Origin of the sequence: Streptomyces sp. NPDC006476, from assembly GCF_040612015.1 — a bacterium.
Taxonomy (GTDB): domain Bacteria; phylum Actinomycetota; class Actinomycetes; order Streptomycetales; family Streptomycetaceae; genus Streptomyces; species Streptomyces griseorubiginosus_B.
The window spans coordinates 56,107-81,714 of record NZ_JBEXPK010000012.1 but is presented as its reverse complement, the minus strand read 5'-3'; the positions used below and the strand labels follow the sequence as shown (position 1 = coordinate 81,714).

At 71.6% G+C, this 25,608-nt stretch carries 20 protein-coding genes; 18 read left to right on the top strand and 2 right to left on the bottom strand.

All coding sequences use genetic code 11. The features are described from left to right. Window position 1 precedes the first annotated feature (1 nt). Genes asnB through ABZZ74_RS15605 form a run of 16 tightly spaced genes read left to right on the top strand, consistent with a single transcriptional unit; the run spans window position 2 to window position 20,469 of the window. On the top strand, window positions 2-1,936 hold the full coding sequence (asnB, locus tag ABZZ74_RS15680) for an asparagine synthase (glutamine-hydrolyzing) (protein WP_356765049.1): 1,935 nt from the start codon (window positions 2-4) through the stop codon (window positions 1,934-1,936). A gap of 17 nt (window positions 1,937-1,953) precedes the next feature. Continuing rightward, on the top strand, window positions 1,954-4,143 hold the full coding sequence (locus ABZZ74_RS15675) for a bi-domain-containing oxidoreductase (protein ID WP_356765047.1): 2,190 nt from the start codon (window positions 1,954-1,956) through the stop codon (window positions 4,141-4,143). Next, window positions 4,140-6,095 carry an alginate lyase family protein gene (locus ABZZ74_RS15670; RefSeq protein WP_356765045.1) on the top strand — a complete coding sequence of 652 codons (1,956 nt, stop codon included), beginning with the start codon at window positions 4,140-4,142 and terminating at the stop codon, window positions 6,093-6,095. The genes ABZZ74_RS15675 and ABZZ74_RS15670 overlap by 4 nt, the downstream gene beginning before the upstream one ends. Beyond that, a complete protein-coding gene (locus ABZZ74_RS15665) occupies window positions 6,092-7,633 on the top strand; it encodes a right-handed parallel beta-helix repeat-containing protein (RefSeq protein ID WP_356765043.1) in 1,542 nt (513 codons plus the stop codon). The genes ABZZ74_RS15670 and ABZZ74_RS15665 overlap by 4 nt, the downstream gene beginning before the upstream one ends. 1 nt (window position 7,634) lies before the next feature. Then, on the top strand, window positions 7,635-8,867 hold the full coding sequence (locus tag ABZZ74_RS15660; RefSeq protein WP_356765041.1) for an O-antigen ligase domain-containing protein: 1,233 nt from the start codon (window positions 7,635-7,637) through the stop codon (window positions 8,865-8,867). A gap of 2 nt (window positions 8,868-8,869) precedes the next feature. Then, window positions 8,870-10,111, top strand: a complete 1,242-nt coding sequence (locus tag ABZZ74_RS15655) for a glycosyltransferase (RefSeq protein WP_356765279.1) — start codon at window positions 8,870-8,872, stop codon at window positions 10,109-10,111. Beyond that, window positions 10,108-11,343 (top strand): class I SAM-dependent methyltransferase, encoded by a 1,236-nt coding sequence (locus ABZZ74_RS15650; RefSeq protein ID WP_356765039.1) that lies wholly within the window; start codon window positions 10,108-10,110, stop codon window positions 11,341-11,343. Before ABZZ74_RS15655 ends, ABZZ74_RS15650 begins: the two co-directional genes overlap by 4 nt. Beyond that, on the top strand, window positions 11,340-12,134 hold the full coding sequence (locus tag ABZZ74_RS15645; protein ID WP_356765037.1) for a glucose-1-phosphate cytidylyltransferase: 795 nt from the start codon (window positions 11,340-11,342) through the stop codon (window positions 12,132-12,134). Before ABZZ74_RS15650 ends, ABZZ74_RS15645 begins: the two co-directional genes overlap by 4 nt. Beyond that, window positions 12,131-12,778 carry a PIG-L deacetylase family protein gene (locus tag ABZZ74_RS15640; RefSeq protein ID WP_356765035.1) on the top strand — a complete coding sequence of 216 codons (648 nt, stop codon included), beginning with the start codon at window positions 12,131-12,133 and terminating at the stop codon, window positions 12,776-12,778. The genes ABZZ74_RS15645 and ABZZ74_RS15640 overlap by 4 nt, the downstream gene beginning before the upstream one ends. A 3-nt stretch (window positions 12,779-12,781) precedes the next feature. After that, complete coding sequence (locus ABZZ74_RS15635; protein WP_356765033.1) at window positions 12,782-13,807, top strand: SDR family oxidoreductase; 1,026 nt, start codon at window positions 12,782-12,784, stop codon at window positions 13,805-13,807. Window positions 13,808-13,839: 32 nt separating this feature from the next. Next, the gene (locus ABZZ74_RS15630) at window positions 13,840-15,093 is read left to right on the top strand and encodes a DUF4910 domain-containing protein (RefSeq protein WP_356765277.1); all 1,254 of its coding nucleotides are present in this window, start codon (window positions 13,840-13,842) and stop codon (window positions 15,091-15,093) included. Next, window positions 15,090-16,397, top strand: coding sequence for a hypothetical protein (locus ABZZ74_RS15625; RefSeq protein WP_356765031.1), 1,308 nt, complete (start codon window positions 15,090-15,092; stop codon window positions 16,395-16,397). The genes ABZZ74_RS15630 and ABZZ74_RS15625 overlap by 4 nt, the downstream gene beginning before the upstream one ends. Next, the gene (locus ABZZ74_RS15620) at window positions 16,394-17,341 is read left to right on the top strand and encodes a glycosyltransferase family 2 protein (protein WP_356765029.1); all 948 of its coding nucleotides are present in this window, start codon (window positions 16,394-16,396) and stop codon (window positions 17,339-17,341) included. Before ABZZ74_RS15625 ends, ABZZ74_RS15620 begins: the two co-directional genes overlap by 4 nt. After that, complete coding sequence (locus ABZZ74_RS15615) at window positions 17,338-18,570, top strand: polysaccharide pyruvyl transferase family protein (protein WP_356765027.1); 1,233 nt, start codon at window positions 17,338-17,340, stop codon at window positions 18,568-18,570. The genes ABZZ74_RS15620 and ABZZ74_RS15615 overlap by 4 nt, the downstream gene beginning before the upstream one ends. After that, a complete protein-coding gene (gene rfbC, locus ABZZ74_RS15610; RefSeq protein ID WP_356765025.1) occupies window positions 18,567-19,118 on the top strand; it encodes a dTDP-4-dehydrorhamnose 3,5-epimerase in 552 nt (183 codons plus the stop codon). The genes ABZZ74_RS15615 and rfbC overlap by 4 nt, the downstream gene beginning before the upstream one ends. 7 nt (window positions 19,119-19,125) lie before the next feature. Next, a complete protein-coding gene (locus ABZZ74_RS15605) occupies window positions 19,126-20,469 on the top strand; it encodes a glutamate-1-semialdehyde 2,1-aminomutase (protein ID WP_356765023.1) in 1,344 nt (447 codons plus the stop codon). A gap of 12 nt (window positions 20,470-20,481) precedes the next feature. On the opposite strand, the gene ABZZ74_RS15600 is transcribed toward ABZZ74_RS15605, so the two are convergent. Both ABZZ74_RS15600 and ABZZ74_RS15595 read right to left on the bottom strand, forming a co-directional pair. Then, on the bottom strand, window positions 20,482-21,180 hold the full coding sequence (locus ABZZ74_RS15600) for a phosphatase PAP2 family protein (RefSeq protein ID WP_356765021.1): 699 nt from the start codon (window positions 21,178-21,180) through the stop codon (window positions 20,482-20,484). A gap of 144 nt (window positions 21,181-21,324) precedes the next feature. After that, entirely contained in the window at window positions 21,325-23,226 is a 1,902-nt protein-coding gene (locus tag ABZZ74_RS15595) for an ABC transporter ATP-binding protein (RefSeq protein ID WP_356765275.1), read from the bottom strand. A gap of 81 nt (window positions 23,227-23,307) precedes the next feature. On the opposite strand from ABZZ74_RS15595, the gene ABZZ74_RS15590 reads away from it, so the two are divergent. Together ABZZ74_RS15590 and ABZZ74_RS15585 are read left to right on the top strand one after the other, a co-directional pair. After that, window positions 23,308-24,381, top strand: a complete 1,074-nt coding sequence (locus ABZZ74_RS15590; RefSeq protein WP_356765019.1) for a lysylphosphatidylglycerol synthase transmembrane domain-containing protein — start codon at window positions 23,308-23,310, stop codon at window positions 24,379-24,381. A 126-nt stretch (window positions 24,382-24,507) separates the two neighbouring features. Continuing rightward, complete coding sequence (locus ABZZ74_RS15585) at window positions 24,508-25,602, top strand: mechanosensitive ion channel family protein (protein ID WP_356765017.1); 1,095 nt, start codon at window positions 24,508-24,510, stop codon at window positions 25,600-25,602. Window positions 25,603-25,608: the final 6 nt, after the last annotated feature.

The following is a 25,608-nucleotide window of genomic DNA, read 5'->3' as shown; positions in this document are numbered from 1 at the left end:
CATGTGTGGCATCGCAGGCACGTACCGGTGGCCGGACGGGAAGATCGTCACCGACCGGCTCACCGAGACCCTCGCCCACCGCGGCCCGGACGGGGCGGGCCGCTACGGCCACCCCGCCGGTGACGGCGAAGTGCAGCTCGGGCACCGCCGGCTGTCCATCATCGACCTGTCCGAGACCGGCGCCCAGCCGATGGTCTCGGGCGGTCTCGCCCTGACGTACAACGGAGAGCTGTACAACGCGCCCGAGCTGCGCGCCGAACTCGAGGCCGCCGGGGTGCGCTTCCGCGGCACCTCCGACACCGAGGTGCTCCTGGAGGCGTGGCGGCGCTGGGGCACGGACTGTCTGCCCCGGCTGCGCGGCATGTTCGCGTTCGGCGTCTTCGACGAGCGGACCGGCGAGCTGGTGCTCGTCCGCGACCAGCTCGGCATCAAGCCGCTGTTCCTGCTCCGGCGCGGCGAGGGCCTGGCGTTCGCCTCCGAGCTCAAGGCGCTCGCCGGCGCGACCGGCGGATCGCTGGAGGTCGACCACGCGGCTCTGGTGGCCTCGCTGCTGTACTACTGGGTGCCCGACTCCCGCTGCGCGTTCCGTGAGGCGGAGAAGCTGCCGCCGGGGACCTGGCTGAAGTGCCGGCCCGACGGCAGCATCGAGCGGGGCCGGTTCTGGAACCTGAAGGACGTCGCCGCCGAGGGCCGGGAGCGGGCCCTGGCCGGCGAGCGGCCGGACCTGGCCGCCGTCGTCGAGGAGTCGACCCGGCGCCACCTGCTTTCCGACGTGCCCGTCGCGACCTTCCTGTCCGGGGGCCTCGACTCCAGCTATCTGACCGCGCTGGCAGCCCGCCACCAGCCGGGGATCTCCGCCTACACGATCGGGTTCCGGGCCGAGGACGCCAGGTTCGAGGCGATGCCGGACGACCTGCGCTACGCCCGGCAGGTGGCCGAGCAGTTCGGCGTCGACCTGCACGAGATCGAGATCGCCCCGAACGTGCTCGACCTGCTGCCGCAGATGACGTACCACCTGGACGAGCCGATCGGCGACCCCGCCGCGATCAACACCTTCCTGATCTGCACGGCCGCCCGGGAGGCCGGGGTCAAGGTGATGCTCTCCGGGATGGGCGCCGACGAACTGTTCGCCGGGTACCGCAAGCACCTGGCCAACCTGCTCGCCCTGCGCTACCAGCGCGTCCCGCGGCCGCTTCGGCGCGGTGTCTCCGCGGCCGTGAACCGGCTGCCGGTCGCCACGTCCCGCCGGGGCCTGAGGTCGGTGCGCTTCGCCAAGCGGTTCCTCTCCTTCGCCGATCTGCCGGAGGAGACCGCGTTCCGGCGCAGCTACACCATGTACGACCAGGACGAACTGCTCGCCCTGATCGATCCGGACCTCGCCGGGACGGTCGACGACGTGCTGACCGAACACGCGGACGTCTACGCGGACAACGAGCTCGACGACTTCGTCAACCGCATGTGCCTGGCCGACGGCCGGATGTTCCTGCCGGGCCTGAACCTCACCTACACGGACCGCTCCAGCATGGCCGCGTCGACCGAGGTGCGGGTTCCGTACGTGGACGTCGAGGTCGTCAAGGCGGCGTTCACCGTGCCCGGCGACCGCAAGATCGTCGGACGGCAGGGCAAGGCGGTCCTGAAGGAGGCGGCCACCTCGATCCTGCCCCGGGAGATCGTCTACCGGCCCAAGGGCCTGTTCAGCGCCCCGCTGCGCGCCTGGATGAGCCGGGATCTGGCGCCGCTGGTGCGCGAGGTGGTCAACGACGGCGAGCTCGTCCGCTCCGGTTTCCTGCGCCGCGACGCGCTGCAGCGGATGGTCGCCGAGGACGCCGCCGGGCAGCAGGACTTCTCCAAGCATCTGTGGCATGTGCTGACCCTCGAGTACTGGTATCGCGACGCGACCTCTGGGTCCGGCCAGAGCACTCGGCAAACGGCTTAGGAATCAGGGGAGTTCCGGTGAAACAGGTTGTACAGAACTACAAGAGCGGCGAGCTGGCGGTGCTCGACGTGCCGGTGCCGGGCTGCAAGCCGGGCGGTGTGCTGGTCCGCAGCGCCTTCTCGCTGATCTCCACGGGCACCGAGCTGATGAAGGTCTCCGAGGCCGGCATGTCGATGCTGGGCAAGGCCCGCTCCCGCCCCGACCAGGTGGCCAAGGTCATGCAGAGCGTGGCCACCAACGGAGTGCCCGCCACGTACCGCAAGGTGATGGGCAAGCTGGACTCCTACACGCCGCTCGGCTACTCGCTGTGCGGGGTCGTCGAGCAGGTCGGCGCCGGCATCGACGACGTGAAGGTCGGCGACCTCGTGGCCTGCGCGGGCAACGAGCACGCGCTGCACGCCGAGCTGAACTGGGTGCCGAAGAACCTCTACTCCCCCGTCCCCGACGGCCTCGCGCCGCGGCACGCGGCCTTCGGCACCGTGGGGTCGATCGCGCTGCAGGGCGTCCGCCAGGGCGAGCCTCAGCTCGGCGAGGTGGCGCTGGTCATCGGTCTCGGACTGATCGGGCAGCTGGTGGTGCAGCTGCTCACCGCCGCGGGGGTCCGCGTCGTCGGCGCCGACCCCGACCCGTCGCGCTGCGAACTCGCCGAGCGCCTGGGCGCGGCGGCCTGCGGCGACCCGGCGTCCACGGCCGTGGAGAACGCCGTCGCCGAACTCACCGACGGCCACGGCGTGGACCAGGTGTACCTGGCCGCGGGCGGCGGCAGCAACCAGCCCGTGGAACTGGCCGCCAAGCTCTGCCGGGACCGCGGCCGGGTCGTCGACATCGGCAAGTGCCGCCTGGACCTGCCGTGGAACGCGTACTACGAGAAGGAACTCGACGTCCGGTTCTCGCGCTCGTACGGACCCGGGCGCTACGACCCGTCGTACGAGCTGGAGGGGCGCGACTACCCGATCGGCTACGTGCGCTGGACCGAGCGCCGCAACCTGGCGTGCTTCCTCGACCTCCTCGCCCGCGGCCGCGTGGACGTGGAACCCCTGATCTCCCACATCGCCGACTTCGACGACGCCGTCGAGACCTACCGGCGTCTGAAGGACGGCGAACTGAAGGCCGTGGCCGTGCTGTTCCGCTACCCCGAACTCACGGCGGAGGCGGAGGAAGAGGTTCAGCCGGCGGCCGTGTCGGTGGCGGTGCCCGCGGTGAAGGTGCAGCCCAGTCCGGCCCGGCTCGCCAAGTCGCCCGTGCGGCTCGCGTTCATCGGCGCGGGCAACTACGCGACATCGATGCTGCTGCCGCATCTGGCGCAGCGCGAGGGCGTGGAGTTGTCGACGGTCGTCACCACGACGGCGCTGTCCGCTGCCAACGCGCAGCGGAAGTTCGGCTTCGCCGAGGCGACCACCGACCTCGACGCGGTGCTCGGCGACAAGTCCGTCGACGCGGTGTTCGTGGTCACCCGGCACAGCTCGCACGCCGAACTGACCCGCAAGGCGCTCCTCGCCGGCAAGACCGTGTTCGTGGAGAAGCCCCTCGCCCTCAGCGAGGACGAGCTGGCCGGTGTGCTCGCGGCGGTGGAGGAGTCCGGCAACGACCGGCTGCAGGTGGGCTTCAACCGCCGGTTCGCGCCGCTGCTGCACGAGGCCAGGGAGCGCTTCGGCGCCCGGACCGGCCCGGCCAACCTCCGCTACCTGGTCAACGCCGGTCGCCTCGACCACGGCAGCTGGTACCTCCAGCAGGGCTCCGAGGGCTCCCGGTTCGTGGGCGAGGGCGGGCACTTCGTCGACACGGCGAGCTGGCTGCTCGACGCCGACCCGGTGTCCGTGTACGCGACCGCCGCGTCCGGCAACGAGGACCTGCAGATCGTGCTGCGCTACCCGGACGGGTCCACCGCCACCATCAGCTATGTCACCTCCGGCCCGTCGGCCTTCCCGAAGGAGACGCTGGACCTGATCGCCGACGGGCGGGCGCTGCGGCTCGACGACTTCGTGCGTGCCTCGGTGTACGGCCAGAAGCGGTGGGTCAGTTCGCGGCTGCCCAAGGCCCGGGACAAGGGCCAGAACGCCGAACTGGCCGCGTTCGTCAAGGCCGTGCGGACCGGCGGGCCGATGCCGGTGCCGCTCCAGTCGCTGGTCGCCACCACGGCGGCCACCCTCGCGGTGCAGACGGCTCTGGCGAGCGGCGCCCCGGTGACGCTGGCGAGGGCGCTGTGACCATGAGCGCGGGCTGGTACCTGCGGCGGCTGTCCCGGATGGGACCGCAGGAGGTCGCGGGCCGGGTGGGCGACGCGGTGCGCCGACGGCGGTGGCGTGCGGCGCCGCCCGAGGGCCCGGGGGTCACCGGCGCGCGCTTCACCGCGGTCCTGCCGGCCGGGACGATCGCCGCTCTGCCTCCCGACGCCGTGAAGCGTCTCGTCGCCGACGCGGACCGGCTCATGGACGGGCACGCCGAGTTCTTCGGCGTGGTCCGCGACGACCTGACCGACCCGGACTGGTGGTTCGACCCCAAGACCGGGCGCCGGGCCCCCGCGGGCTACGCCTTCGACGTGCCGTACCGCAGCGAGGACGCGGTCGGGGACATCAAGCAGATCTGGGAGCCGTCCCGGCACCAGTACCTCACCCAGCTCGCCGCCGCCTACGCGGTCACCGGGGACGAGCGCTACGCCGAGCGCGTGGCCGCGCACCTGCGGTCCTGGTGGGAGGTCAACCCGCCGCTGCGCGGCGTCCACTGGATCAGCGGTATCGAGCTGGGCATCCGGCTGCTGTCCTGGGTGTGGATCCGCCGGCTGCTGGACGGCTGGTCCGGCGCGGCCGGGCTGTTCGAGGACAACCCGGTGGCGGTGCGGCAGATCTGGCACCACCAGCGCTGGCTGGCCGCCTTCCCCAGCCGGGGGTCCTCGGCGAACAACCATGTCATCGCCGAGGCCGCCGGGCAGTTCGCCGCCGCCTGCGCCTTCGACTGGTTCCCCGAGTCGGCACGGTGGCGGGCCGACGCACTGCGGTCGCTGGACCGGCACCTGCGCGGCAACACCTACCTCTCCGGCATCAACCGGGAGCTGGCCACCGAGTACCACGGGCTCGTCCTCGAACTCGGCCTGGCCGCCGTGGCAGAGGCGGACGCCGCCGACGTGCCGGTCCCCGCGTCGGTCCGCCTGGTGCTGCTGCGGATGACGGACGCGCTCGCGGCCATCGTGGACAACCGGCTGCGGCCGCCGCGTCAGGGCGACGCCGACGACGGGTACGGCCTGGTCGTGGACGGCGCGGGCACCGAACGCTGGGGCTCGCTGCTGGCCACCGGCGAAGCCGTGTTCGGCCGCCTCCCGTGGTGGCCGACGGTGACCGGTACGGACGTCCGCACCCCGCTGCTGGCCGCCCTCGTCAAGCCGGCGGAACCGTCGACGGGCCGCCCGGCGGAGCGGCCGGCGCACTTCGCGGACGCCGGCATGACGATCCTGCGCGGGCCGGAGGAGATCTGGTGCCGCTGCGACGGTGGTCCGCACGGCTTCCTCTCCATCGCCGCGCACGCCCACGCGGACGCGCTGTCCGTGGAGGTCCGGCACGACGGTGTCGACGTGCTCGCCGACCCGGGGACGTACTGCTACCACGGCCAGCCCGAGTGGCGGCAGTACTTCCGCTCCACCCTCGGCCACAACACCCTGCAGCTGGACGGCGCCGACCAGTCCGTCTCCGGCGGACCGTTCCTGTGGACCCGGCACGCCGAGACCCGGGTCCTGAGCGTGGACACCTCCGGCGAGGACACGGCCGCCTGGTCCGCCGAGCACGACGGCTACGAGGGCTCCGTGCACCGCCGACGGGTGGAACTGACGCCCGCGCGCCGGGAGTTGCGGGTGATCGACGAGGTCCGCGGCCCGCGCCGGGCCGTACGCCTGGCGTTCCACCTCGGCCCGGCCATCACCGCGGACCTGGAGGGGAACTTGGCACGGCTCAGCTGGACCAAGGACGGCGAGGACCGTTCCGCGGTGCTCGAGCTGCCCGGGCAGCTGTCCTGGCAGGCGCACCGCGGTGAGACGGATCCCGTGCTGGGCTGGTACTCGGCCGGCTTCGGACGCAAGGAACCCGCCACCACCCTGGTCGGTTCCGGCTTCACCGACGGCACGGAGGGCTTCACCACCGTGCTCGGGTTCCGCGGCCAGGGGGGCGCGTGAGGATCAGGACGCGGCCCTGGGCACCGGCGGTGGCACCGCTGGTGCTGGCCCTGCTGCTGGTGAGCGGCTGTGACGGCACGCAGCACGCGACGCGTGAGAAGCCGACCGCCGTGCCCACCACGTCCGGGGCGCGGTCCCAGTCCGTGGCACGGGTCTGCGCCCATCCCGGGACAGGGCCGGCCAAGGCGCCGGCCGGAGCGGTGACGGTCGACCCCTCGGTGGTCGGCGACCTGGCGGCGAAGACCAAGAACAGTCCCCCGCACACCACGTTCTGGCTCCGGCCGGGCAGGCACCGGCTCGACCCGGACCGCTACGCCCAGGTCGTCCCCAAGGACGGGGACCGGTACCTCGGCGCGCCGGGCGCGGTGCTGGACGGCCGGAAGAAGAACCAGTACGCGTTCTCCGGTCCTGCCCGCGACGTCACCATTCGCTACCTGACCGTGCAGGGATTCGTCCCCCCGCAGAACGAGGGCGTGGTCAACCACGACTCCGCCGACGGCTGGGTGATCGAGCACTCGACGATCCGGAACAACTCCGGCGCCGGGCTGATGGCCGGTGCCCGCCAGCAGGTCCGCGCCAACTGCCTGCGCGACAACGGCCAGTACGGCATGAACGCGTACAAGGGATCCGGCCTTATCACGGACCTGGTGGTCGAGGGCAACGAGATCGTGGGCAACAACACCGGCGACTGGGAGCGGCGGCAAAAGGGCTGCGGCTGCACCGGAGGCATCAAGTTCTGGGCGGTCGACGGGGCCGACGTGCGGGGCAACTGGGTCCACGACAACCGCGGAACGGGGTTGTGGGCGGACACCAACAACAACGACTTCCTCATCGAGAACAACGTGATCGAGGCCAACGACGGTGCCGCGCTGATCTACGAGATCAGCTACAACGCGATCATCCGCAACAACACGATCCGGCGGAACAACTGGGTCGAGGGCCGTGCGGCGGCCGACCGCGGCGACAACTTCCCGTACGCCACCGTCTACCTGTCGGAGTCCGGTGGTGAACCACGGATCAAGGCCCGCACCGACCAGATCGAGATCTACGGGAACGTGCTGGAGAACAACTGGTCCGGGATCACCCTGTGGGAGAACGCCGACCGGTTCTGCAACAGCCCCGCCAACACCTCCTCCGGTGACTGCACGCTCCTGGTGAAGAACACCAAGCGCTGCGTCCAGCCGGCGATCGCCAAGGCACCGCTCTACTCCGACTGCCGGTGGAGGACCCAGCGGGTGAACATCCACAACAACCGCTTCGTGCTGGACAAGTCCGTCGTCAAGTGCACGGACAAGTGCGACCGCATGGCGGTGCTGTCCAACTACGGCACCTACCCCGACTGGTCGCCGTACAAGGGCGAGGCGGTGGCCGAGGCCATCACCACCAAGCAGCACAACCGCTGGCACGACAACGTCTACGTCGGCCCGTGGACGTTCGTCGCCTACGACCCGAGCCGGGTGCTCGAGCTCGGGCAGTGGCAGGGCACGCCGTACCTGCAGGACGCGGGCAGCACCTTCCGCGCCAAGGACGGTGGGTGAGATGGAGACGGAACGCACACCGAAGATCATCGGGACGGTCTGGGGACTGCTGATCCTCAACACCCTCGGCTCCGCCGGGGCGAAGACCATCATCCCGCTGCCCCGCTCCCTCATCCAGATGGTCACCATGGGCGCGCTGGTCGCCGCGTTCGTGCTGGCGCTCCTGGTCAACCCCCGGGTACGCATCAGGCCCAGTGCGTACGTGTTCGTGCTCACCCTCCTGCTGGCGACGAGCGTGATCTCCAGCGCGCATCTGGAGTCCGGTTTCGGCGCGCTGTTCCGGTGCTTCCGGCTGACTCTGTTCGTCGGCACGCTGTGGCTGCTCACCCGCTGGTGGGACGACGGCATGACGTTCGTCCGGCACCACATCCGCATGTACTTCGCGGTGCTCGCGTCGGTGGCCGCCGGTCTGGTCGTCTCACCGGGCGCGGCCCTGCCCGACCTCTACGGCGGGCGACTGGTCGGCGCGCTGTGGCCGCTCACCCCGCCGCAGATCGGCCAGTACGCCGCGGTGATCATCGGGCTGACCGTGCTGCTCCTGATGGGCGGCCGGACGGACAGGAAGAGCGCGGCGCTGGTCATCGTGCCGTCACTGGTCCTGCTCGGACTGACCCACACGCGTACCGCCACGCTCGGTCTGCTGGTCGGGCTGGCGCTGGCGATCGGCTCGCTCCTGCTCACCAGCACCGCCGCCCGCCGCTTCTTCAGCTGGGCGGTGGTGATCGCCACGGTGGCCGCGGTGGGCTTCGCCTCCCTGCTCCAGACGTGGTTCCTGCGGGGTCAGAGCAAGGAGAACTTCTCCAGCCTCACCGGCCGGGCCAAGGTCTGGGACGCCCTGCTGGCGGCCCCCCGGACCACCGGGGAGCAGTTGTTCGGCGTGGGCCTGGGCGACAAGTCCTTCGGCGGGCTTCCGATCGACGACAGCTGGCTGGCCGTCTACAACGAGCAGGGCCTGATCGGCGTCGGTCTCGTCGCGGTGTTCCTCGTCGTGCTGGGCGGCGTCGCGCTGCTGCGGCCCCCGTCGCTGCAGCGGGCCTGCGCGATCTTCCTGATCAGCTACTGCGCGCTCGCCTCGTACACCGAGGCCGGCCTGGGCGATGCCTCGCCCTATCTGCTGCATCTGGCCCTGGCGGCCTCGCTGTTGATGACCCCGGCCGAGACCCCGTCCCTCGCGCTGCCCGAGGTCACCCGACGACCCGTCCCGCGCCGGGACCGGAGAACGGAGGTGAGGTGAGCATGCACGTCCTCGTGGTGCACAACCGCTACGCCTCGGCGCAGCCGAGCGGCGAGAACAGGGTCGTCGACCAGGAGGTGGAGCTGCTGCGGGCGGCCGGCCACCGGGTCGAGGTGTTCGAGCGGCGCAGCGACGACATCGGCGCCATGTCCCTCCTCTCCAAGGTCGCGGTGCCGGTGCGGGTGCCGTGGAACCCGGCGGTCCGCACCGAACTGGCCTCCCGGCTGCGCGCCGAGCGCCCGGACGTCGTGCACGTCCACAACGTCTTCCCGCTGCTGTCGCCCGCGGTGCTCGCCGCATGCGACGACGCGGGCGTGCCCGCCGTCGCCACGCTGCACAACTACACCCAGATCTGCCCGCCCGGCACCCTGCAGCGGGACGGCAAGCCCTGCACCGAGTGCGTCGGGGCGACACCGCTGCCCGCCGTCCGCCACGGCTGTTACCGGGGCTCCCGGCTCGCGACGGTGCCGCTCGCGCTCAGCCTGTCGGTCAACCGGCGCCGGTGGTGGACCGGCGTGGAGCGCTTCCTCTGCATCTCCGCGGCGCAGCGCGAGGTCCTGGTGCGGGCCGGCATGCCGGCCGAGCGCCTGGCGGTGAAGCACAACTTCGTGCCGGACCCGGACGTACGCCGGACGGGCCCCGGGGAGCATCTGCTCTACCTGGGCCGGCTCGCGGAGGCCAAGGGCGTACGGCTGCTGATGGCCGCGTGGGACGAGCTCGCGGCGGGCGGCGGTGTGGGCGTGCCGCTCGTGATCGCCGGCACCGGGCCGCTGGAGGCGGAGGTGACCGCCTGGGCGGCGGGCCGCGACGACGTGCGCTACGCCGGCCTGCTGGACCCGGCGGAGTGCCAGAAGGCCATCGCGCGCTCGGTCGCCGTGGTGGCCCCCTCGACGTGGCTGGAGGCGTTCGGCCTGGTGGTCGTCGAGGCGATGGCGGCCGGGGTCCCGGTCGTCGCCGCCGGTCACGGCGCCTTCGTCGAACTCGTCGACGACGGCGTGACGGGGCTGCTGCACAAGCCGGGCGAGTCCGCCTCGCTCGCGTCCGGCATTCGCCGGATCACGGCCGAACCGGCCCTGGGCCTGGAGATGGGCCGCGCGGCCCGGCTCCGTTACGAACAGGGTTTCAGCCCGGCGGTCGGGCTGGAGCGCCTGCTGGAGGAATACCGCACCGCGATCGCGGGTCGGTCAGCACAGACTCGCGGCGGGGAGATCCGCGCGAGCAGGGGGGATGGGAACAGCCAATGACACGATGCCGACTGTGCGGCTCGGAGGCGACGGCGAGCGTCGTCGACCTCGGGGCGACGCCACCATGTGAGAGCTTCCTCTCCGCGGACCAACTGGACCAGCCCGAACCGGCCTACCCGCTGCATCTGCGGGTCTGCACCGACTGCTGGCTCGCTCAGATCCCGCCCCTGATCACGCCGGAGGAGACGTTCAAGGAGTACGCGTACTTCTCCTCGTACTCGACCTCGTGGGTGGAGCACGCGCGCACGTTCGTCGCGGGCGCCGTGGAGCGCCTCGGACTCGGCGACGACGCCTTCGTCGTCGAGGTCGCGAGCAACGACGGATATCTGCTGAGGCACGTGGTGGACCGTGGGATCCGCTGCCTGGGCATCGAGCCCTCGGTGAACGTCGGCGCCACGGCCCGTGAGTCGGGTGTGCCCACGCTCACGGAGTTCCTGAGCCCGGAGACCGGCGCGGCCGTCCGCGCCGAGCACGGTCCGGCGAACCTGGTCGTCGCCAACAACGTGTACGCGCACATCCCCGACGTGGTCGGCTTCACCCAGGGGCTGCGCGCCCTGGTGGCCGACGACGGCTGGGTCTCCATCGAGGTGCAGCACCTGCTGACCCTGATCGAGGAGAACCAGTACGACACGATCTACCACGAGCACTTCCAGTACTACACGGTCGCCTCCGCGATCCGGGCCCTGGCGAGCGGCGGACTCACGCTGGTGGACGTGGAGTTGCTGCCCACGCACGGCGGCTCCATCCGGCTGTGGGCGCGGCCCGACGAGGTGGCCGGCGAGCCCACGCAGCGGGTGGCCGACGTGCTGGCCCGGGAGAAGGCCGCCGGGCTGCAGGAGCTGTCGGGGTACACCGAGTTCTCCAACCGCGTGGCCAAGGTGCGCCGGGACCTGCTCAAGTTCCTCATCGAGGCGGCCGAGCGCGGTGAGACGGTCGTCGGCTACGGCGCCCCGGGCAAGGGCAACACCCTGCTCAACCACTGCGGCATCCGGCCCGACCTGCTCGCGTACACGGTCGACCGCAACCCCTACAAGCACGGCAGGTTCACCCCGGGCACCCGCATCCCGATCCTGCCGCCCGAGCAGATAGCTGTCGACAAGCCGGACTACGTGCTCGTCCTCCCCTGGAACCTGCGGGCCGAGCTGGTCGAGCAGCTGTCCTACGTCCACGACTGGGGTGGCCGGCTGGTCTTCCCCATCCCGGAACTGAGCGTTGTCGAGGTGACGTCATGAAGGTCGTTCTGTTCTGCGGCGGTTACGGGATGCGGATGCGCAACGGAGCCTCCGACGACGTGCCCAAGCCGATGGCGATGGTCGGCCCCAGACCGCTGATCTGGCACGTCATGCGCTACTACGCGCACTTCGGGCACACCGAGTTCATCCTGTGCCTCGGGTACGGGGCGGACCACATCAAGAAGTTCTTCCTCAACTACGAGGAGACCGCCTCCAACGACTTCGTGCTGCGCGGCGGGCGGACGGAGCTGCTGTCCACCGACATCTCGGACTGGACGATCACCTTCGCGCAGACCGGCATCGAGTCGCCCATCGGCGAGCGGCTGCGCCGGGTGCGCCACCACCTCGACGGCGACGAGATGTTCCTCGCCAACTACGCCGACGTGCTCACCGACGCCCCGCTGGACGAGATGATCGACCGGTTCGCCGCGCGCGACGCCGGCGCGTCGATGATGGTGGTGCCGCCGCAGTCCTCGTTCCACTGCGTGGAACTCGGCGAGGACGGCCTGGTGGGGGGCATCACCGCGGTGAGCGACCTGCCCCTGTGGGAGAACGGCGGCTACTTCGTGCTCCGTCAGGAGGTCTTCGACCACATACCGGAGAACGGTGACCTGGTCGCCGACGGATGCTCCCAACTGGCCAAGCGCGGCCGGCTGGTGGCGCACCAGCACCGCGGCTTCTGGAAGCCGACCGACACCGTGAAGGAGCGCGCCGCGCTCGACGCCGCCTACGCCCGGGGCGACCGCCCGTGGGCCGTGTGGGAGCGGGACAGCGCCGGGATGAGCGCGTGATCGGGCTCGGGGCCGGGCGTCCGGAGCGGATCGTCGCGGTGGGCGCCCACTGCGACGACATCGCCATCGGCGCCGGCGGCACGCTGCTGACGCTGTGCCGTGCGCGCCCGGGCATCCGCGTCGACGCTCTGGTGCTCTCCGGCGGCGGCAGCGAGCGCGAGCAGGAGGAGCGGGCCGCCCTGGCCGCGTTCTGCCCGGACGCCGACCTCAGGCTGACCGTGCACAAGCTGCCGGACGGCCGGCTGCCCGCGCACTGGGAGGAGGCCAAGGCCGCCGTCGAGGAACTGCGCGAGCAGACCGACCCGGACCTGATCCTGGCCCCGCGCACCGACGACGCCCACCAGGACCACCGCGGCCTGGCGCAGCTGATCCCCACCGCCTTCCGCGACCACCTGGTCCTCGGCTACGAGATCGTCAAGTGGGACGGCGACCTCGGCCGGATGGCGGCGTACCAGCCGCTGTCCGTGGAGATCGCCGAGGAGAAGGTGCGGCTGCTGCAGGAGCACTACGCCTCGCAGCGGCACCGGCCCTGGTACGACCGGGAGGCCTTCCTCGGCCTCGCGCGGATCCGCGGCATCGAATGCCACGAGCGATACGCCGAAGCGTTCGCCGTCACCAAACTCACGCTCAACCTTGGGGGTTGAACCATGCGCGTACTGCTGACCGGACACCAGGGCTACCTGGGAACCGTCATGGCCCCTGTCCTCGCCGCCGCCGGGCACGAGGTCGTCGGCCTCGACTCCGGTCTGTTCGCCGACTGCGTGCTGGGCCCGAAGCCCGCCGACCCGCAGGGGCACCGGGTGGACCTGCGCGACGTCACGGCCGAGCACGTGGCCGGCGTCGACGCCGTGATCCACCTGGCCGCGCTCTCCAACGACCCCCTGGGATCGCTGGCGCCGGAACTGACCTACGACATCAACCACCACGCCTCCGTCCACCTGGCCCGGCTGGCCCGGGAGGCGGGAGTGGGGCGCTTCCTGTACGCGTCGACCTGCTCGGTCTACGGTGCCGCCGGCGGCGAGGACCTGGTGGGCGAGGACGCTCCCCTGCGCCCGGTGACGCCGTACGCGGAGTCCAAGGTGCGGGTCGAGGACGACCTGCACGAGCTCGCCGACGACGACTTCACCCCGGTGTACATGCGCAACGCCACGGCCTTCGGCTTCTCGCCCCGGCTGCGTGCCGACATCGTGCTGAACAACCTGGTCGGCCACGCGCTGCTGTCCGGCGAGGTGCTGGTGATGTCCGACGGCACGCCCTGGCGCCCCCTGGTGCACGCCGCCGACATCGCCCGGGCCTTCACGGCCGCGCTGACCGCGCCGCGCGAGGCGGTGCACGACCGCGCGTTCAACATCGGCAGCGAGACCAACAACGTCACCGTCGCCGAGATCGCCGGGCAGGTCGCCGAGGCGGTGCCCGGCTCCGAGGTCGTGATCACCGGCGAAACCGGCGCCGACCCGCGCTCCTACCGGGTGGACTTCTCCCGGTTCCGCGCCGCGATCCCCGGCTTCGACTGCGAGTGGACGGTGAAGCGGGGCGCGCTCGAACTCGCCGACGCCTACCGCGCGCACGGTCTGACCCAGGAGGCCTTCCAGCGGCGCTTCACCCGCCTCGCCGTGCTGCGCGCGGCCTCCGACGCCGGCACGGTCGACGACACCCTGCGGTGGCGCCGGTGACCACGTCTGTAAAAAGAGGTGCCGGCGAGGAGATGTACGCCCTGGTGGAGCGGCTGTACCCGCTCTGCCGGAGCATCACCGGCGACGGCGTGCGCGCCACCCTGGACATCGTCGGCGAGTACATCCCGCTCGACGTGCACGAGGTGCCGACCGGAACCCAGGTGCTCGACTGGACGGTGCCGCAGGAGTGGAACATCCGGGACGCCTACATAGCCGACCCGGACGGCAACCGGGTCGTCGACTTCGCCGCGTCCAGCCTGCACGTGCTCGGTTACAGCGTGCCGGTGGCGAGGACCATGCCGCTGTCGGAGCTGCGCGCGCATCTGCACACACTGCCGGACCAGCCGTCCTGGGTGCCGTACCGCACCAGCTACTACAAGCCGGACTGGGGATTCTGCCTGGCCCAGGAGACCCTGGACGCGATGCCGGACGGCGAGTACGAGGTGCGCATCGACTCCACGCTCGCCGACGGCCATCTCACCTACGCCGAGCACGTGGTGCCCGGTCAGGTCGCCGACGAGGTGATCGTCTCCTGTCACGTCTGCCATCCGGCGCTGGCCAACGACAACATGGCCGGCGTGGCGGTGGCGACGTTCCTGGCGCGGGAGCTGGCGCGGGAAACGCCGTACTACACCTACCGGTTCATCTTCGCGCCCGGCACCATCGGCGCGATCACCTGGCTGGCCCGCAACGCCGAACGGGTCGAGCGGGTCAAGCACGGCCTGGTGCTGGCCTGCGCCGGTGACCCGGGCTCGCTCACGTACAAGCAGAGCAGGCGGGGTGACGCGGAGATCGACCGAGTGTTGCGGTACGTCCTGACCGCCTCCGAACGCCCGCACCGCGTCACGGAGTTCACCCCGTACGGCTACGACGAGCGGCAGTACTGCTCGCCCGGGTTCAATCTCGGCGTCGGCTCGCTCACCCGGACCCCGTACGCGGGCTATCCCGAGTACCACACCTCGGCGGACAACCTGGACTTCGTCTCCCCGGAGGCGATGGCGGACACCCTCGCGGTCTGCCGCGAGGCGTTCGCCGTCCTGGACCGCAACCGGCGCTACCTCAACCTCAGCCCCTACGGCGAACCGCAGTTGGGGCGGCGGGGGCTGTACGACGCGCTCGGCGGGCGCAGCGACACCAAGCAGGCCCAGATGGCGATGCTCTGGGTGCTCAGCCTCTCCGACGGCGAGCACGGTCTGCTCGACGTCGCCGAGCGGTCCGGGCTGCCGTTCGAGACCGTCGCCGTCGCGGCCGGCGCCCTGCACGAGGCAGGGCTGATCAAGACATGACGTCGATGCCCGTCGAGGGGGAGAATCCGCAGACAGTGGCGCCACGCGCCGGGTCCGCCAGGCGGGCCCTCGTCGGCCGGCTGTCCTGGGGCCTTGCCGACCAGGCGGCCTCGAGCATCAGCAACTTCGCGGTGGGCATCTACGTGGCGCGCTCGCTGGGGGTGATCGCGTTCGGGGTGTTCAGCCTCGCCTGGGTGACCTACGGCGTGGTCCTGAACGTCTCGCGCGGTCTGTCCACCGACCCGCTCGTGGTGCGCTTCAGCGGTGTGCCGGAGGGGTCCTGGCGTGGGGCGGTGGCCCGGTCGACGGGTACCGCGCTCGGCGTCGGTACCTCCATCGGCGCGCTGTCCCTGGTGGTCGGGCTGGCTCTCGGCGGCCGGCTGGGGACCGCCTTCGCCTGCCTGGGCGTCATGCTGCCGGGACTGCTGCTGCAGGACGCCTGGCGGTTCGCGTTCTTCGCCGCGGGCAACGGGCGGAAGGCATTCGTCAACGACATCGTGTGGTGCGTGGCGCTCGTCCCGGCGATGGTGGCGGCGGCCCATGTGGACACCGTGGGCGCCTTCGTGCTGGCCTGGGGCGCGTCCGCCGCGGTGGCCGGCGCGTACGGCTGCCTCCAGTCCGGCATCCGGCCCCGGATGACCGAGGCACGCGGGTGGCTGCGCGAGCAGCGCGATCTCGGCTACCGGTACCTGGTCGAGAACGTCAGCCTCAGCGGCGCCAGCCAACTGCGGGCCTACGGGCTCGGTGCGATCGTCGGGGTCGGCGCGGTGGGCGCGGTGCGGGGCGCCGAGCTGCTGATGGGCCCCTTCCTCGCCGTATTGATGGGACTGTCGCTGGTCACCGTCCCGGAGGCGGCACGGGTGCTGCGGCAGTCCCCGCACCGCCTGCGCACGTTCTGTCTCCTGCTGGGCGGCGGACAGGCCGTTGCCGCGCTGCTGTGGGGCGGCTCGTTGCTGCTGCTGCCGAACAGGCTCGGCGACCTGGTGCTCGGCAGCGTCTGGCACTCCTCCTCGCATCTCATCGTGCCGATCACCTTCAGCGTCGCGGGCGCGGGCCTCGGCACCGGCGCGGCGGCCGGGCTGCGCGCCCTCGGCGCCGCCCGGCGCAGCCTGCGCTCCCAGCTGTTCGCCTCCGTCTGCTATGTCAGCGGCGGACTCGGCGGGGCCGCCTTCGCCGGCACGGTCGGCTCGGCCTGGGGCGTCGCCGCGGCGACCGTCAGCGGCTCGGCCGTGTGGTGGCTGCAACTGCGGTCCGCCCTGCGCGAGCGCCGTCACGACTCCGTTCCCGAAGTGAGGACCTCATGACCGACCGCCCGAGACTGAGCATCGGCCTGCCCGTCTACAACGGCGAGGAGTACCTGGCCGAGTCGCTCGACGCCCTGCTCGGCCAGACCTACGAGGACTTCGAGCTGGTCATCTCCGACAACGCCTCGACCGACGGGACCGAGGAGATCTGCCGCAAGTACGTCGCGCAGGACTCGCGCATCCGCTACATCCGGCTGCCCAGGAACGTCGGCGCCACCCCGAACCACAACTACGTGTTCACCGAGTGCCGGGGTGAGCTGTTCAAGTGGGCCTCGCACGACGACCTCTACGCCAGGGACCTGCTGCGAGCTTGCGTCGACGCGCTGGACGAGCGGCCGGACGTGATCCTCGCCCACGCCGACCAGGCGGTCATCGACGGCGACGGCCAGGTGAAGGTCCCCTACGAGTACACACTCGACACCGGCTCACCGCACGCGCCGGACCGCTTCCGCAGCATGCTGTTCGAGCCAGGCGGCGACGACTTCTACGGCGTGATCCGGGCCGACGCGCTGCGCCGGGTGAAGCCCATGGACAGCTACCACCACGCGGACCGCACCTTCGTCGCCGAGATCGCCCTGCACGGCCGCTTCCACCAGGTTCCGGAACTGCTGTACTTCCGCCGCGACCACCCCACCCGCGCCGAGCGGGCCAACCCCTCCAAGCGCTCCCGGTGCGTCAACCTGGACCCGCGCCGGGCGGGCCTGCTGCACCCGACGCCCCGGCTGCTCGCCGAGTACGTCTGGGGCTTCGTCTCGGCGGTCCACCGGGCGCCGCTGTCCCCGGCCGACCGGCGCGAGTGCTACCGCCACCTGGCCGCCTGGATGAGCAGCCGGGTCCGGCCGGGCGCCGGTGAGCGGGTCGAGGACCGCGCCCCGGTCGACCCGGCCAAGCTGACCGTGTCGGTGGACGACCTCGTCGCCGGCCGTGAGGGGAGGCGGGCATGACATCCGCGGACGAGACCCCGGTGCGCGTGGGGGTGTTCGGCCTGCTCGGCTCCGGCAACCTCGGCAACGACGGGTCGCTGGAAGCCGTACTCGGCTACCTCCGTACCGAGCATCCGGACGCGAGCGTGGACGCGCTGTGCGGCGGACCCGAGGCGGTGACCGCCAAGTTCGGGATCCCCGCGACGCGGCTGCACTGGAACCGCGCGGAGTACCGGACCGCGTCCCGTGCGAGCGCGATCGTGTCGAAAGGACTCGGCAAACTCGTCGACGCCTACCGCACCGCCGCCTGGGTGCGCCGGCACGACGTGGTCATCGTGCCGGGCATGGGCGTCCTGGAGGCCACCCTGCCGCTGCGGCCGTGGGGCTTCCCGTACTCGCTGTTCCTGCTCTGCGCGAGCGGACGGCTGCTGGGCACCCGGGTCGCGCTGGTCAGCGTCGGCGCCGCCGGGATCAAGAGCCGGCCGACCCGGGCCCTGGTGCGCTGGTCGGCCCGGCTCGCCGCGTACCGGTCCTACCGGGACGAGCAGTCCCGCGACGCGATGCGCGCGATGGGCGTGGACACCTCGCGCGACGAGGTCTACCCCGACCTCGCGTTCTCCCTGCCGGCACCACCGTCGAGCACGCCCACCGGCACGCCGGGTCCCGTCTGCCTCGGCGTCATGGACTTCCACGGCAGCAACGACGACCGAGCCCGGGCCGAGGAGATATACCGGCGCTACCTCGACGGGACGATCACGTTCGTCCGCGCACTCGTCGAGGAGGGCAGACCGGTCCGGCTCCTCACCGGCGACCAGTGCGATCTGTCGGTGGTCGCGGCGATCCTCGACGCCGTCGACTCACCGCTGGTCACCGCGGCCGAACCGGCCTCCCTGGCCGACCTGATGAAGGAGATGGCGGCCGCCGACACCGTGGTGGCCGTCCGCTACCACAACCTGATCTGCGCGCTGAAGACCGGAACGCCCGTGCTTGCCCTGTGCTATGCGACCAAGAGCAACGCGCTCATGGACCGGATGGGCCTCGGCACGTACTGCCACCCGGCGCGCGAGGTCGACGCCGACCGGCTGCTCGAGCAGTTCCGGGACCTGGAGAAGCACGCGGCGGAGGTACGGCGGACCCTCACCGAACGGAACCGGGTCACCGCGCAGCAACTCGCCGAGCAGTTCACCGTCCTGACGAAGACCCTGTTCCCGCCGAAGACCCACGCCCACGCCCTGCGGAAGGCCTCATGAGAGCGACCGAAGTCCCCGAGATCGCCGGGGCATACCTTTTCGAGCCGACGCCGTACGCCGACGAACGCGGCTTCTTCTGCCGCACGTTCGACGCCGAGGTGGTCCGCTCGGTGGGCCTCGACCCGAACGCCTTCGTCCAGGACAGCGTCTCCCGCTCGGTCCGGGGCGTGCTGCGCGGCCTGCACCTGCGCTCCGGCGCCGGCGAGGCCAAGCTGGTGCGGTGCTCGTACGGACAGATCTTCGACGTCGTCGTGGACCTGCGGCCCGACTCGCCGACGTACCTCGGCCGGGCCTTTTTCGAGCTGTCCGGTGAGACGCAGAAGACCGTTTACATCCCCGCGGGATGCGCTCACGGCTTCCAGGCTCTTACTGAAATCGCAGACACCTCTTACCGTATCGACCGAGAACACGATCCCTCCGAGGACGTGACGATCGCCTTCGACGACCCGGAACTCGCCATTCCCTGGCCCCTGCCGGTCACGTCGGCGTCCCAACGGGACCGGGAGGCACCGAGCCTCGCCGAGGTCCTGAAGCGCATGGAAGGGTGAAGCCGGCTTGGACACCGAACACACCGAGCAGACCGCCGAGTTCGAACTGCCCCGGTCGCGGACGGCCAACGAGCGACTGCACGCCCTGATCCCAGGCGGCGCGCACACCTACGCCAAGGGCGACGACCAGTACCCCCTGGACCTGGCCCCGGTCATCAGCCACGGCCGAGGTGCCCATGTGTGGGACGTCGACGGCAACCGCTACGTCGAGTACGGCTCCGGCCTGCGCTCGGTCAGCCTCGGCCACGCCCACCCCCGTGTGGTCGAGGCGGTGCGGCGGGAGATCGACCGCGGCAGCAACTTCGTCCGGCCGTCCGTCGTGGAGCTCGAGGCCGCGGAACGCTTCCTGGCCACGGTGCCCACCGCGGAGATGGTGAAGTTCGCGAAGAACGGCTCCGACGCCACCACCGCCGCGGTCCGCCTCGCCCGCGCAGCCACCGGACGCCCGCGGGTGGCCATCTGCGCCGACCATCCCTTCTTCTCCGTCGACGACTGGTTCATCGGCACCACGCCGATGTCCGCCGGCATTCCCGCCGAGACCAACGAACTCACCGTGACGTTCCCCTACGGCGACCTCACCGCCACGGAGGAGCTGCTGAACCGGTACGAGGGCGAGGTCGCCTGTCTGATCCTCGAACCCGCCGCCCACACCGAGCCGCCGCCCGGGTACCTCGCCGGCCTGCGCGAGCTGGCCCACCGGCACGGCTGTGTCCTGGTCTTCGACGAGATGATCACCGGCTTCCGCTGGTCCGAGGCCGGTGCCCAGGGCCTGTACGGCGTCGTCCCCGACCTCTCCACCTTCGGCAAGGCGCTGGGCAACGGGTTCGCCGTCTCCGCGCTGGCCGGACGCCGCGAGCTGATGGAGCGGGGCGGGCTGCGTCACTCCGGCGAGCGCGTCTTCCTGCTGTCCACCACGCACGGCGCCGAGACGCACTCCCTGGCGGCCGCGATGGCCGTGCAGACCGTCTACGCCGAAGAGGGCGTCACCGACCGGCTGCACGCCCTCGGCGAGCGGCTGGCCGCGGGTGTCCGCGAGGCCACGGCCGGCATGGGCGTCGAGGAGCACGTCGTCGTCCGGGGCCGGGCCAGCAACCTGGTCTTCGCCACCCTCGACGGGAACGGCCGGCCGTCGCAGGAGTACCGCACCCTGTTCCTGCGCCGGCTCCTCGCGGGCGGGGTGCTGGCCCCGTCGTTCGTGGTGAGCAGCGCGCTCAGCGACGAGGACATCGAGCACACCGTCGAGGTGGTGGCCCAGGCGTGTGCGGTGTACCGCAAGGCACTGGACGCCGGTGATCCGACCCCCTGGCTGGGCGGACGACCGGTAAAGCCCGTCTTCCGCCGCCTGGCGTGAGGTGAGGTGACATCAGCGAGGCTCCCGCCGACCGGCGTCCGCCATCCGCTCCACCGGACGGTCGGCCGGCCGGCCGGCGAGCCGGTCGACCAGCCACGCGGTCGCCGGGATCACCGCCAGCGCGGTGCACCAGCCGCCGAGGGCGTCGGTCGGGTAGTGCGCGCCCAGGGCCACCTCCGCCCACCCCATGACCGCGCCGCCGACCAGCGACGCGGCGAGCACGAGTGACATGCCGGCCGTCCTGCCGAGGCCGAGCCGGCCGGTCGCGAGCAGCGCCAGAACCAGCGCGAGCGCGGTGAAGAAGGTGGTGTGCCCGCTCGGGTAGGACAGGTTGCCGGGGCCGTGGATGGTGCGCCCCACCACGTGCTTGAGCAGGGTCGTCGTCCCCACGGCCACGACGGCACCGACGACGAAGAGCGCCGCCGCGCGGGGACGGCGCAGCAGCAGACAGCACACCACGAGGGCCGCGACCAGCATCGTCGATCCGGCCGGCTCCCCCAGGAAGTCCAGAACCAGGGCGACGCGCCGCCAGGGCCCCTGGACGCTGTCCTGCGTCGGCAGGACGAACCACCTGTCCACCCTGCCGGGCTCGCTGTGCCCGGCGAACAGGACCCCGAGCGCACCGACCACCACGGCGGCCACGACCGCGACCGCCCCGAGCCACGCGCGCAGCGAGTCAGGCAGCACCGCGGGCTCCGACCGGCCGGTCACCCGCCCCTCCGGCAACTGCGACGCATCTCCCCCGCCTCCCGCTCCCCCTGGTCAAAGGCACCGGAATCAGACTCTATGTCACCCCCTGCCAAGCCCAGGTAAACGGATCCCCCCACGGCACTCCGGGCTCCCCGGGCCGTCACTTCACGCGGCCGCGCCGTCCTCCTCCGCGATCCGCGCCGGCGAGCCGTCCCGTTCCTCGAACTGCGTCCGGTACAGCTCCGCGTAGCGTCCGTCCGCCGCCAGCAGTTCCTCGTGGGTGCCGCGTTCCACGACCAGTCCGCCCTCGACGACCAGGATCAGGTCCGCGGAGCGCACGGTGGAGAGGCGGTGGGCGATCACGACCGCGGTGCGGCCCTCCAGGGCCTCGGCCAGGGCCTCCTGGACCGCGGCCTCGGAGGTGTTGTCGAGGTGCGCGGTGGCCTCGTCGAGGATCACGACCCGCTGACGGGCCAGCAGGAGGCGGGCGATGGTCATGCGCTGGCGTTCGCCGCCGGAGAGTCGGTAGCCGCGCTCGCCGACGACGGTGTCCAGGCCGTCGGGCAGGGAGCGGACCAGTTCGTCGAGGCGTGAGCGGCGCAGCGCGTCCCACAGTTCGGGCTCGGTCGCCTCCGGGCGGGCGAGGAGGAGGTTGGCGCGGACGGAGTCGTGGAAGAGGTGACCGTCCTGGGTGACCATGCCGAGGGTCGCGCGCAGGGAGCCGGCGCTCAGGTCGCGCACGTCCACCCCGCCGACCCTGACGGCGCCCCCGTCGACGTCGTACAGCCGTGGCAGCAGCTGCGCGATGGTCGACTTGCCGGCGCCGGAGGAGCCGACGAGGGCGACGGTCCGGCCGGGTTCGGCGCGGAAGGAGATGCCGTGCAGGACCTCGTCGCCGCCACGGGTGTCGAGGGAGGCGACCTCCTCCAGGGAGGCGAGGGAGACCTTGTCGGCGGACGGATAGCCGAAGCGGACGTCGTCGAACTCGACGGCGACCGGGCCCTCGGGGACGTCGCGGGCGTCCGGCTTCTCCTCGATGAGCGGCTCGAGGTCGAGCACCTCGAAGACGCGCTCGAAGCTGACCAGCGCGCTCATCACCTCGACGCGGGCGCCGGCGAGCGCGGTGAGCGGGGCGTACATGCGGGTCAGCAGGAGGGCCAGGGACACGACGGCACCCGGCTCCAGGGTGCCGCGCAGGGCGAACCAGCCGCCGAGGCCGTAGACCAGGGCGAGGGCCAGGGAGGAGACCAGGGTCAGCGCCGTCATGAACACCGACTGGGCCGTGGCCGTGCGCACTCCGATGTCGGCGACGCGGCGGGCGCGGGCCGCGAACTCCGCCGACTCCTCCTCCGGGCGCCCGAACAGCTTGACCAGCGTGGCGCCCGGCGCGGAGAAGCGCTCGGTCATCCGGGTGCCCATCGCCGCGTTCAGGGTCGCGGCCTCGCGCTGCATCCGCGCCATCCGGCTGCCCATGCGCCGGGCGGGCACGACGAACAGCGGGAGCAGGACCAGCGCGAGCAGGGTGATCTGCCAGGACAGGGTGACCATGACGGCGAGCGTGAGCACCAGCGTGACGACGTTGCTGACCACTCCGGACAGGGTGTTGCTGAACGCGCGCTGGGCGCCGATGACGTCGTTGTTGAGTCGGGAGACCAGCGCTCCCGTACGAGTGCGTGTGAAGAACGCGACCGGCATCCGCTGCACATGATCGAACACAGCCGTGCGCAGATCGAGGATGAGTCCCTCCCCGAGCGTCGCCGAGAGTCTTCTGCCGAGGATGCCCAGCGCCGCCTCGGCCACCGCGATCAGCGCGATGAGCAGCGCGAGGCGGACGACCGTGCCCTGGTCACCCCGCGACACGATCGCGTCGACGACATGTCCGGCGAGCACGGGGGTCGCCACGGCGAGCAGGGCGGTCACCACCCCGAGGAGCACGAACTGTGCGATACGGGCGCGGTGCGGTCGGGCGAACGCGGCGATGCGGCGCAGGGTGGCGCGCGCCACGGGTCGCCGTTCCTGCTGGGCGGTCATGACACTGTGCAGCTGTGTCCACGCTGTGGTCTCCATGCTCATGGGAGAGAACGTAGAACCTCGAGCGTTGTTGAGGTCAACCTTTCCGTCGCATCGTCCCCTGCCCCGAAGGACTCCATGGCCCTGCCTCCCCAGCCGCTTTCCGTCCGTAAGACGCTGTCCGCGATTCCGCAACCCGCAGTTGGCGCGGTGCGGAGACCATCTTCAGATGTGACTGCGGTTCAACTTCCCCAAGGCCCCCTCACTCCGGGACGGTTCCCCCGTCGCGTCCCGGTCCGCCAGATTCTGTGCCTTCTTCCGCTCCTGCTGGTCACCGTCGTCGCCGTGCAGCACCGGGACGTGCTCGTGGAGGGCTTCGGCCATCTGCGCTCGGCCGAGTGGCCGTGGCTGCTGGCCGCGGCCGGCGCCACCTGTCTGACCTGGGTGGCGGCCGCGTTCACCCGGCAGGGCGCGGTCGTCGACCGGCTGCCCAGGCGGCGGCTGCTCGCGACGCAGTTCGCCGCCGGATCGGCCAACCATCTGCTCCCGACCGGCCTCGGCGCGGGGGCGGTCAATCTGCGTTTCATGACGGTGTGCGGCATCCCGCTGGCCCGTTCCTCCGCCGCGCTGGCCCTGTACCTGCTGGCCGAGTCGGTCACCCGGGTGGGTCTGCTGCTCGTCCTGCTGGTCGCGTTCCCCGACGCGCTGCGCTTCGGCGATCTGCTCCCGCACGGCTCGGCGGCTCCCCTGCTGCTGACCGTCGGCGCGGTCGCGGTCGTCGCCGTGACGGTCCTCGCCCTCGTACGACGGCTGCGGACCACCGTCCTGACCTTCCTGCGGACCGCTCTGGGCGAACTGCGCTCGGTGCACACCCGCCCGTGCCGCGCCCTCGCCCTGTGGGGCGGCTCGCTCGCCTTCCCCGCCCTTCAGGCGGCCGGTCTCGTCCTGGTCGGCATGTCCCTGGGGCTGCCCGTGCCGCCCGTGCACATGGCGGTGGCCTACCTCGCGGCGACGGTCGCGGTGGCCCTGGTACCCACCCCGGGCGGGCTCGGCTCGGTGGAGGCGGCGCTGATCGTGGCCCTGGTCGCGGCGGGCGCACCGGCGGCCGTGGCGACGGCGGTGGTCCTGGCCTACCGGATCATCACGGTGTGGCTGCCCCTGCTACCGGGGGCACTGACCTTGGGCGCGCTGGTGCGCCTGAAGGTGATCTGAGGGTCGCCCGGGCCGCACGGCGGCGGTCTGTCCGGATCCGTACGGTACGGCCCTTCGCGCGGGGCGAACTCCTCTGCCGGATAAGGCAGGATGAGCGGTTGCACATCCTGGACTTGGAGGTAGTCGGTGAACCGAGCGCTCACCGTGGACGATCTGGTCATCGCCGCAGTCGCGCTGGTGGCGGGGCTGTTGGCGGCGTTCCTGCTGCGCATACTGATGCGGTGGCTGGGCAAGCACGCCGACCGGACGCGTTGGAGCGGTGACGACGTCATCGTGGACGCGCTGCGGACGGTGGTGCCGTGGGCGGCGTTCCTCGGCGGTGCGGCCTCCGCGGGCGGGGTGCTCCCGCTGACGAGGACCGTCCAGAAACACGTCAACCAGTCGCTGACCGTCGTCCTCATCCTCGTGGTGACGCTGACGGCGGCCCGGGTCATCGCCGGTCTGGTACGGACCGTCACCCAGTCCCGCTCCGGGGTCGCCGGGTCGGCCACGATCTTCGTGAACATCACCCGGGTCCTGGTGCTGGCACTCGGCTTCCTGGTGGTGCTGCAGACGCTCGGCATCTCCATAGCCCCGATGCTCACCGCCCTCGGTGTCGGCGGCCTGGCGGTCGCGCTGGCCCTGCAGGACACCCTCGCCAACCTCTTCGCGGGCGTCCACATCCTGGCGTCCAAGACCGTGCAGCCCGGCGACTACATCCGGCTCAGCAGCGGCGAGGAGGGGTACGTCGAGGACATCAACTGGCGCCAGACCACGGTTCGCGCCCTCTCCAACAACCTGGTCGTCATCCCCAACGGGCAGCTCGCCAAGGCGAACATGACCAACTTCATGCGCCCCGAGCAGCAGTTGACCATTCTGGTCCAGGTGGGCGTCGGGTACGACAGCGATCTGGAGCACGTCGAGAGGGTCACCCTGGAGGTGGTCTCCGACGTGATGACCGGGGTCAGCGGGGCCGTACCGGAGCACGAGCCGGCGATCCGCTTCCACACCTTCGGCGACTCCCGGATCGGGTTCACGGTGATCCTGGGCGTGGGCGAGTTCAGCGACCAGTTCCGCATCAAGCACGAGTTCATCAAGCAACTGCACCGGCGCTACCGCGAGGAGGGCATCCGCATCCCGGCGCCGACGCGGACGGTGGCGCTGCAGCAGGGGTCGGTGTCGATCCCGCAGCAACGCGGCCCGCAGGAGGTGGGCGACGCGAACGTCGCCCACCTGGAGTGATCTACA

Bases quoted from the DNA above. Each gene is read 5' to 3' on its own strand.
- ABZZ74_RS15660 (WP_356765041.1), top strand. From the start codon at position 7,635: ATGGAGACGGAACGCACACCGAAGATCATCGGGACGGTCTGGGGACTG.
- ABZZ74_RS15650 (WP_356765039.1), top strand. From the start codon at position 10,108: ATGACACGATGCCGACTGTGCGGCTCGGAGGCGACGGCGAGCGTCGTC.
- asnB (WP_356765049.1), top strand. From the start codon at position 2: ATGTGTGGCATCGCAGGCACGTACCGGTGGCCGGACGGGAAGATCGTC.
- ABZZ74_RS15635 (WP_356765033.1), top strand. From the start codon at position 12,782: ATGCGCGTACTGCTGACCGGACACCAGGGCTACCTGGGAACCGTCATG.
- ABZZ74_RS15630 (WP_356765277.1), top strand. From the start codon at position 13,840: ATGTACGCCCTGGTGGAGCGGCTGTACCCGCTCTGCCGGAGCATCACC.
- ABZZ74_RS15590 (WP_356765019.1), top strand. From the start codon at position 23,308: ATGGCCCTGCCTCCCCAGCCGCTTTCCGTCCGTAAGACGCTGTCCGCG.
- ABZZ74_RS15625 (WP_356765031.1), top strand. From the start codon at position 15,090: ATGACGTCGATGCCCGTCGAGGGGGAGAATCCGCAGACAGTGGCGCCA.
- ABZZ74_RS15615 (WP_356765027.1), top strand. From the start codon at position 17,338: ATGACATCCGCGGACGAGACCCCGGTGCGCGTGGGGGTGTTCGGCCTG.
- ABZZ74_RS15645 (WP_356765037.1), top strand. From the start codon at position 11,340: ATGAAGGTCGTTCTGTTCTGCGGCGGTTACGGGATGCGGATGCGCAAC.
- rfbC (WP_356765025.1), top strand. From the start codon at position 18,567: ATGAGAGCGACCGAAGTCCCCGAGATCGCCGGGGCATACCTTTTCGAG.
- ABZZ74_RS15595 (WP_356765275.1), bottom strand. From the start codon at position 23,226: ATGGAGACCACAGCGTGGACACAGCTGCACAGTGTCATGACCGCCCAG.
- ABZZ74_RS15620 (WP_356765029.1), top strand. From the start codon at position 16,394: ATGACCGACCGCCCGAGACTGAGCATCGGCCTGCCCGTCTACAACGGC.
- ABZZ74_RS15655 (WP_356765279.1), top strand. From the start codon at position 8,870: ATGCACGTCCTCGTGGTGCACAACCGCTACGCCTCGGCGCAGCCGAGC.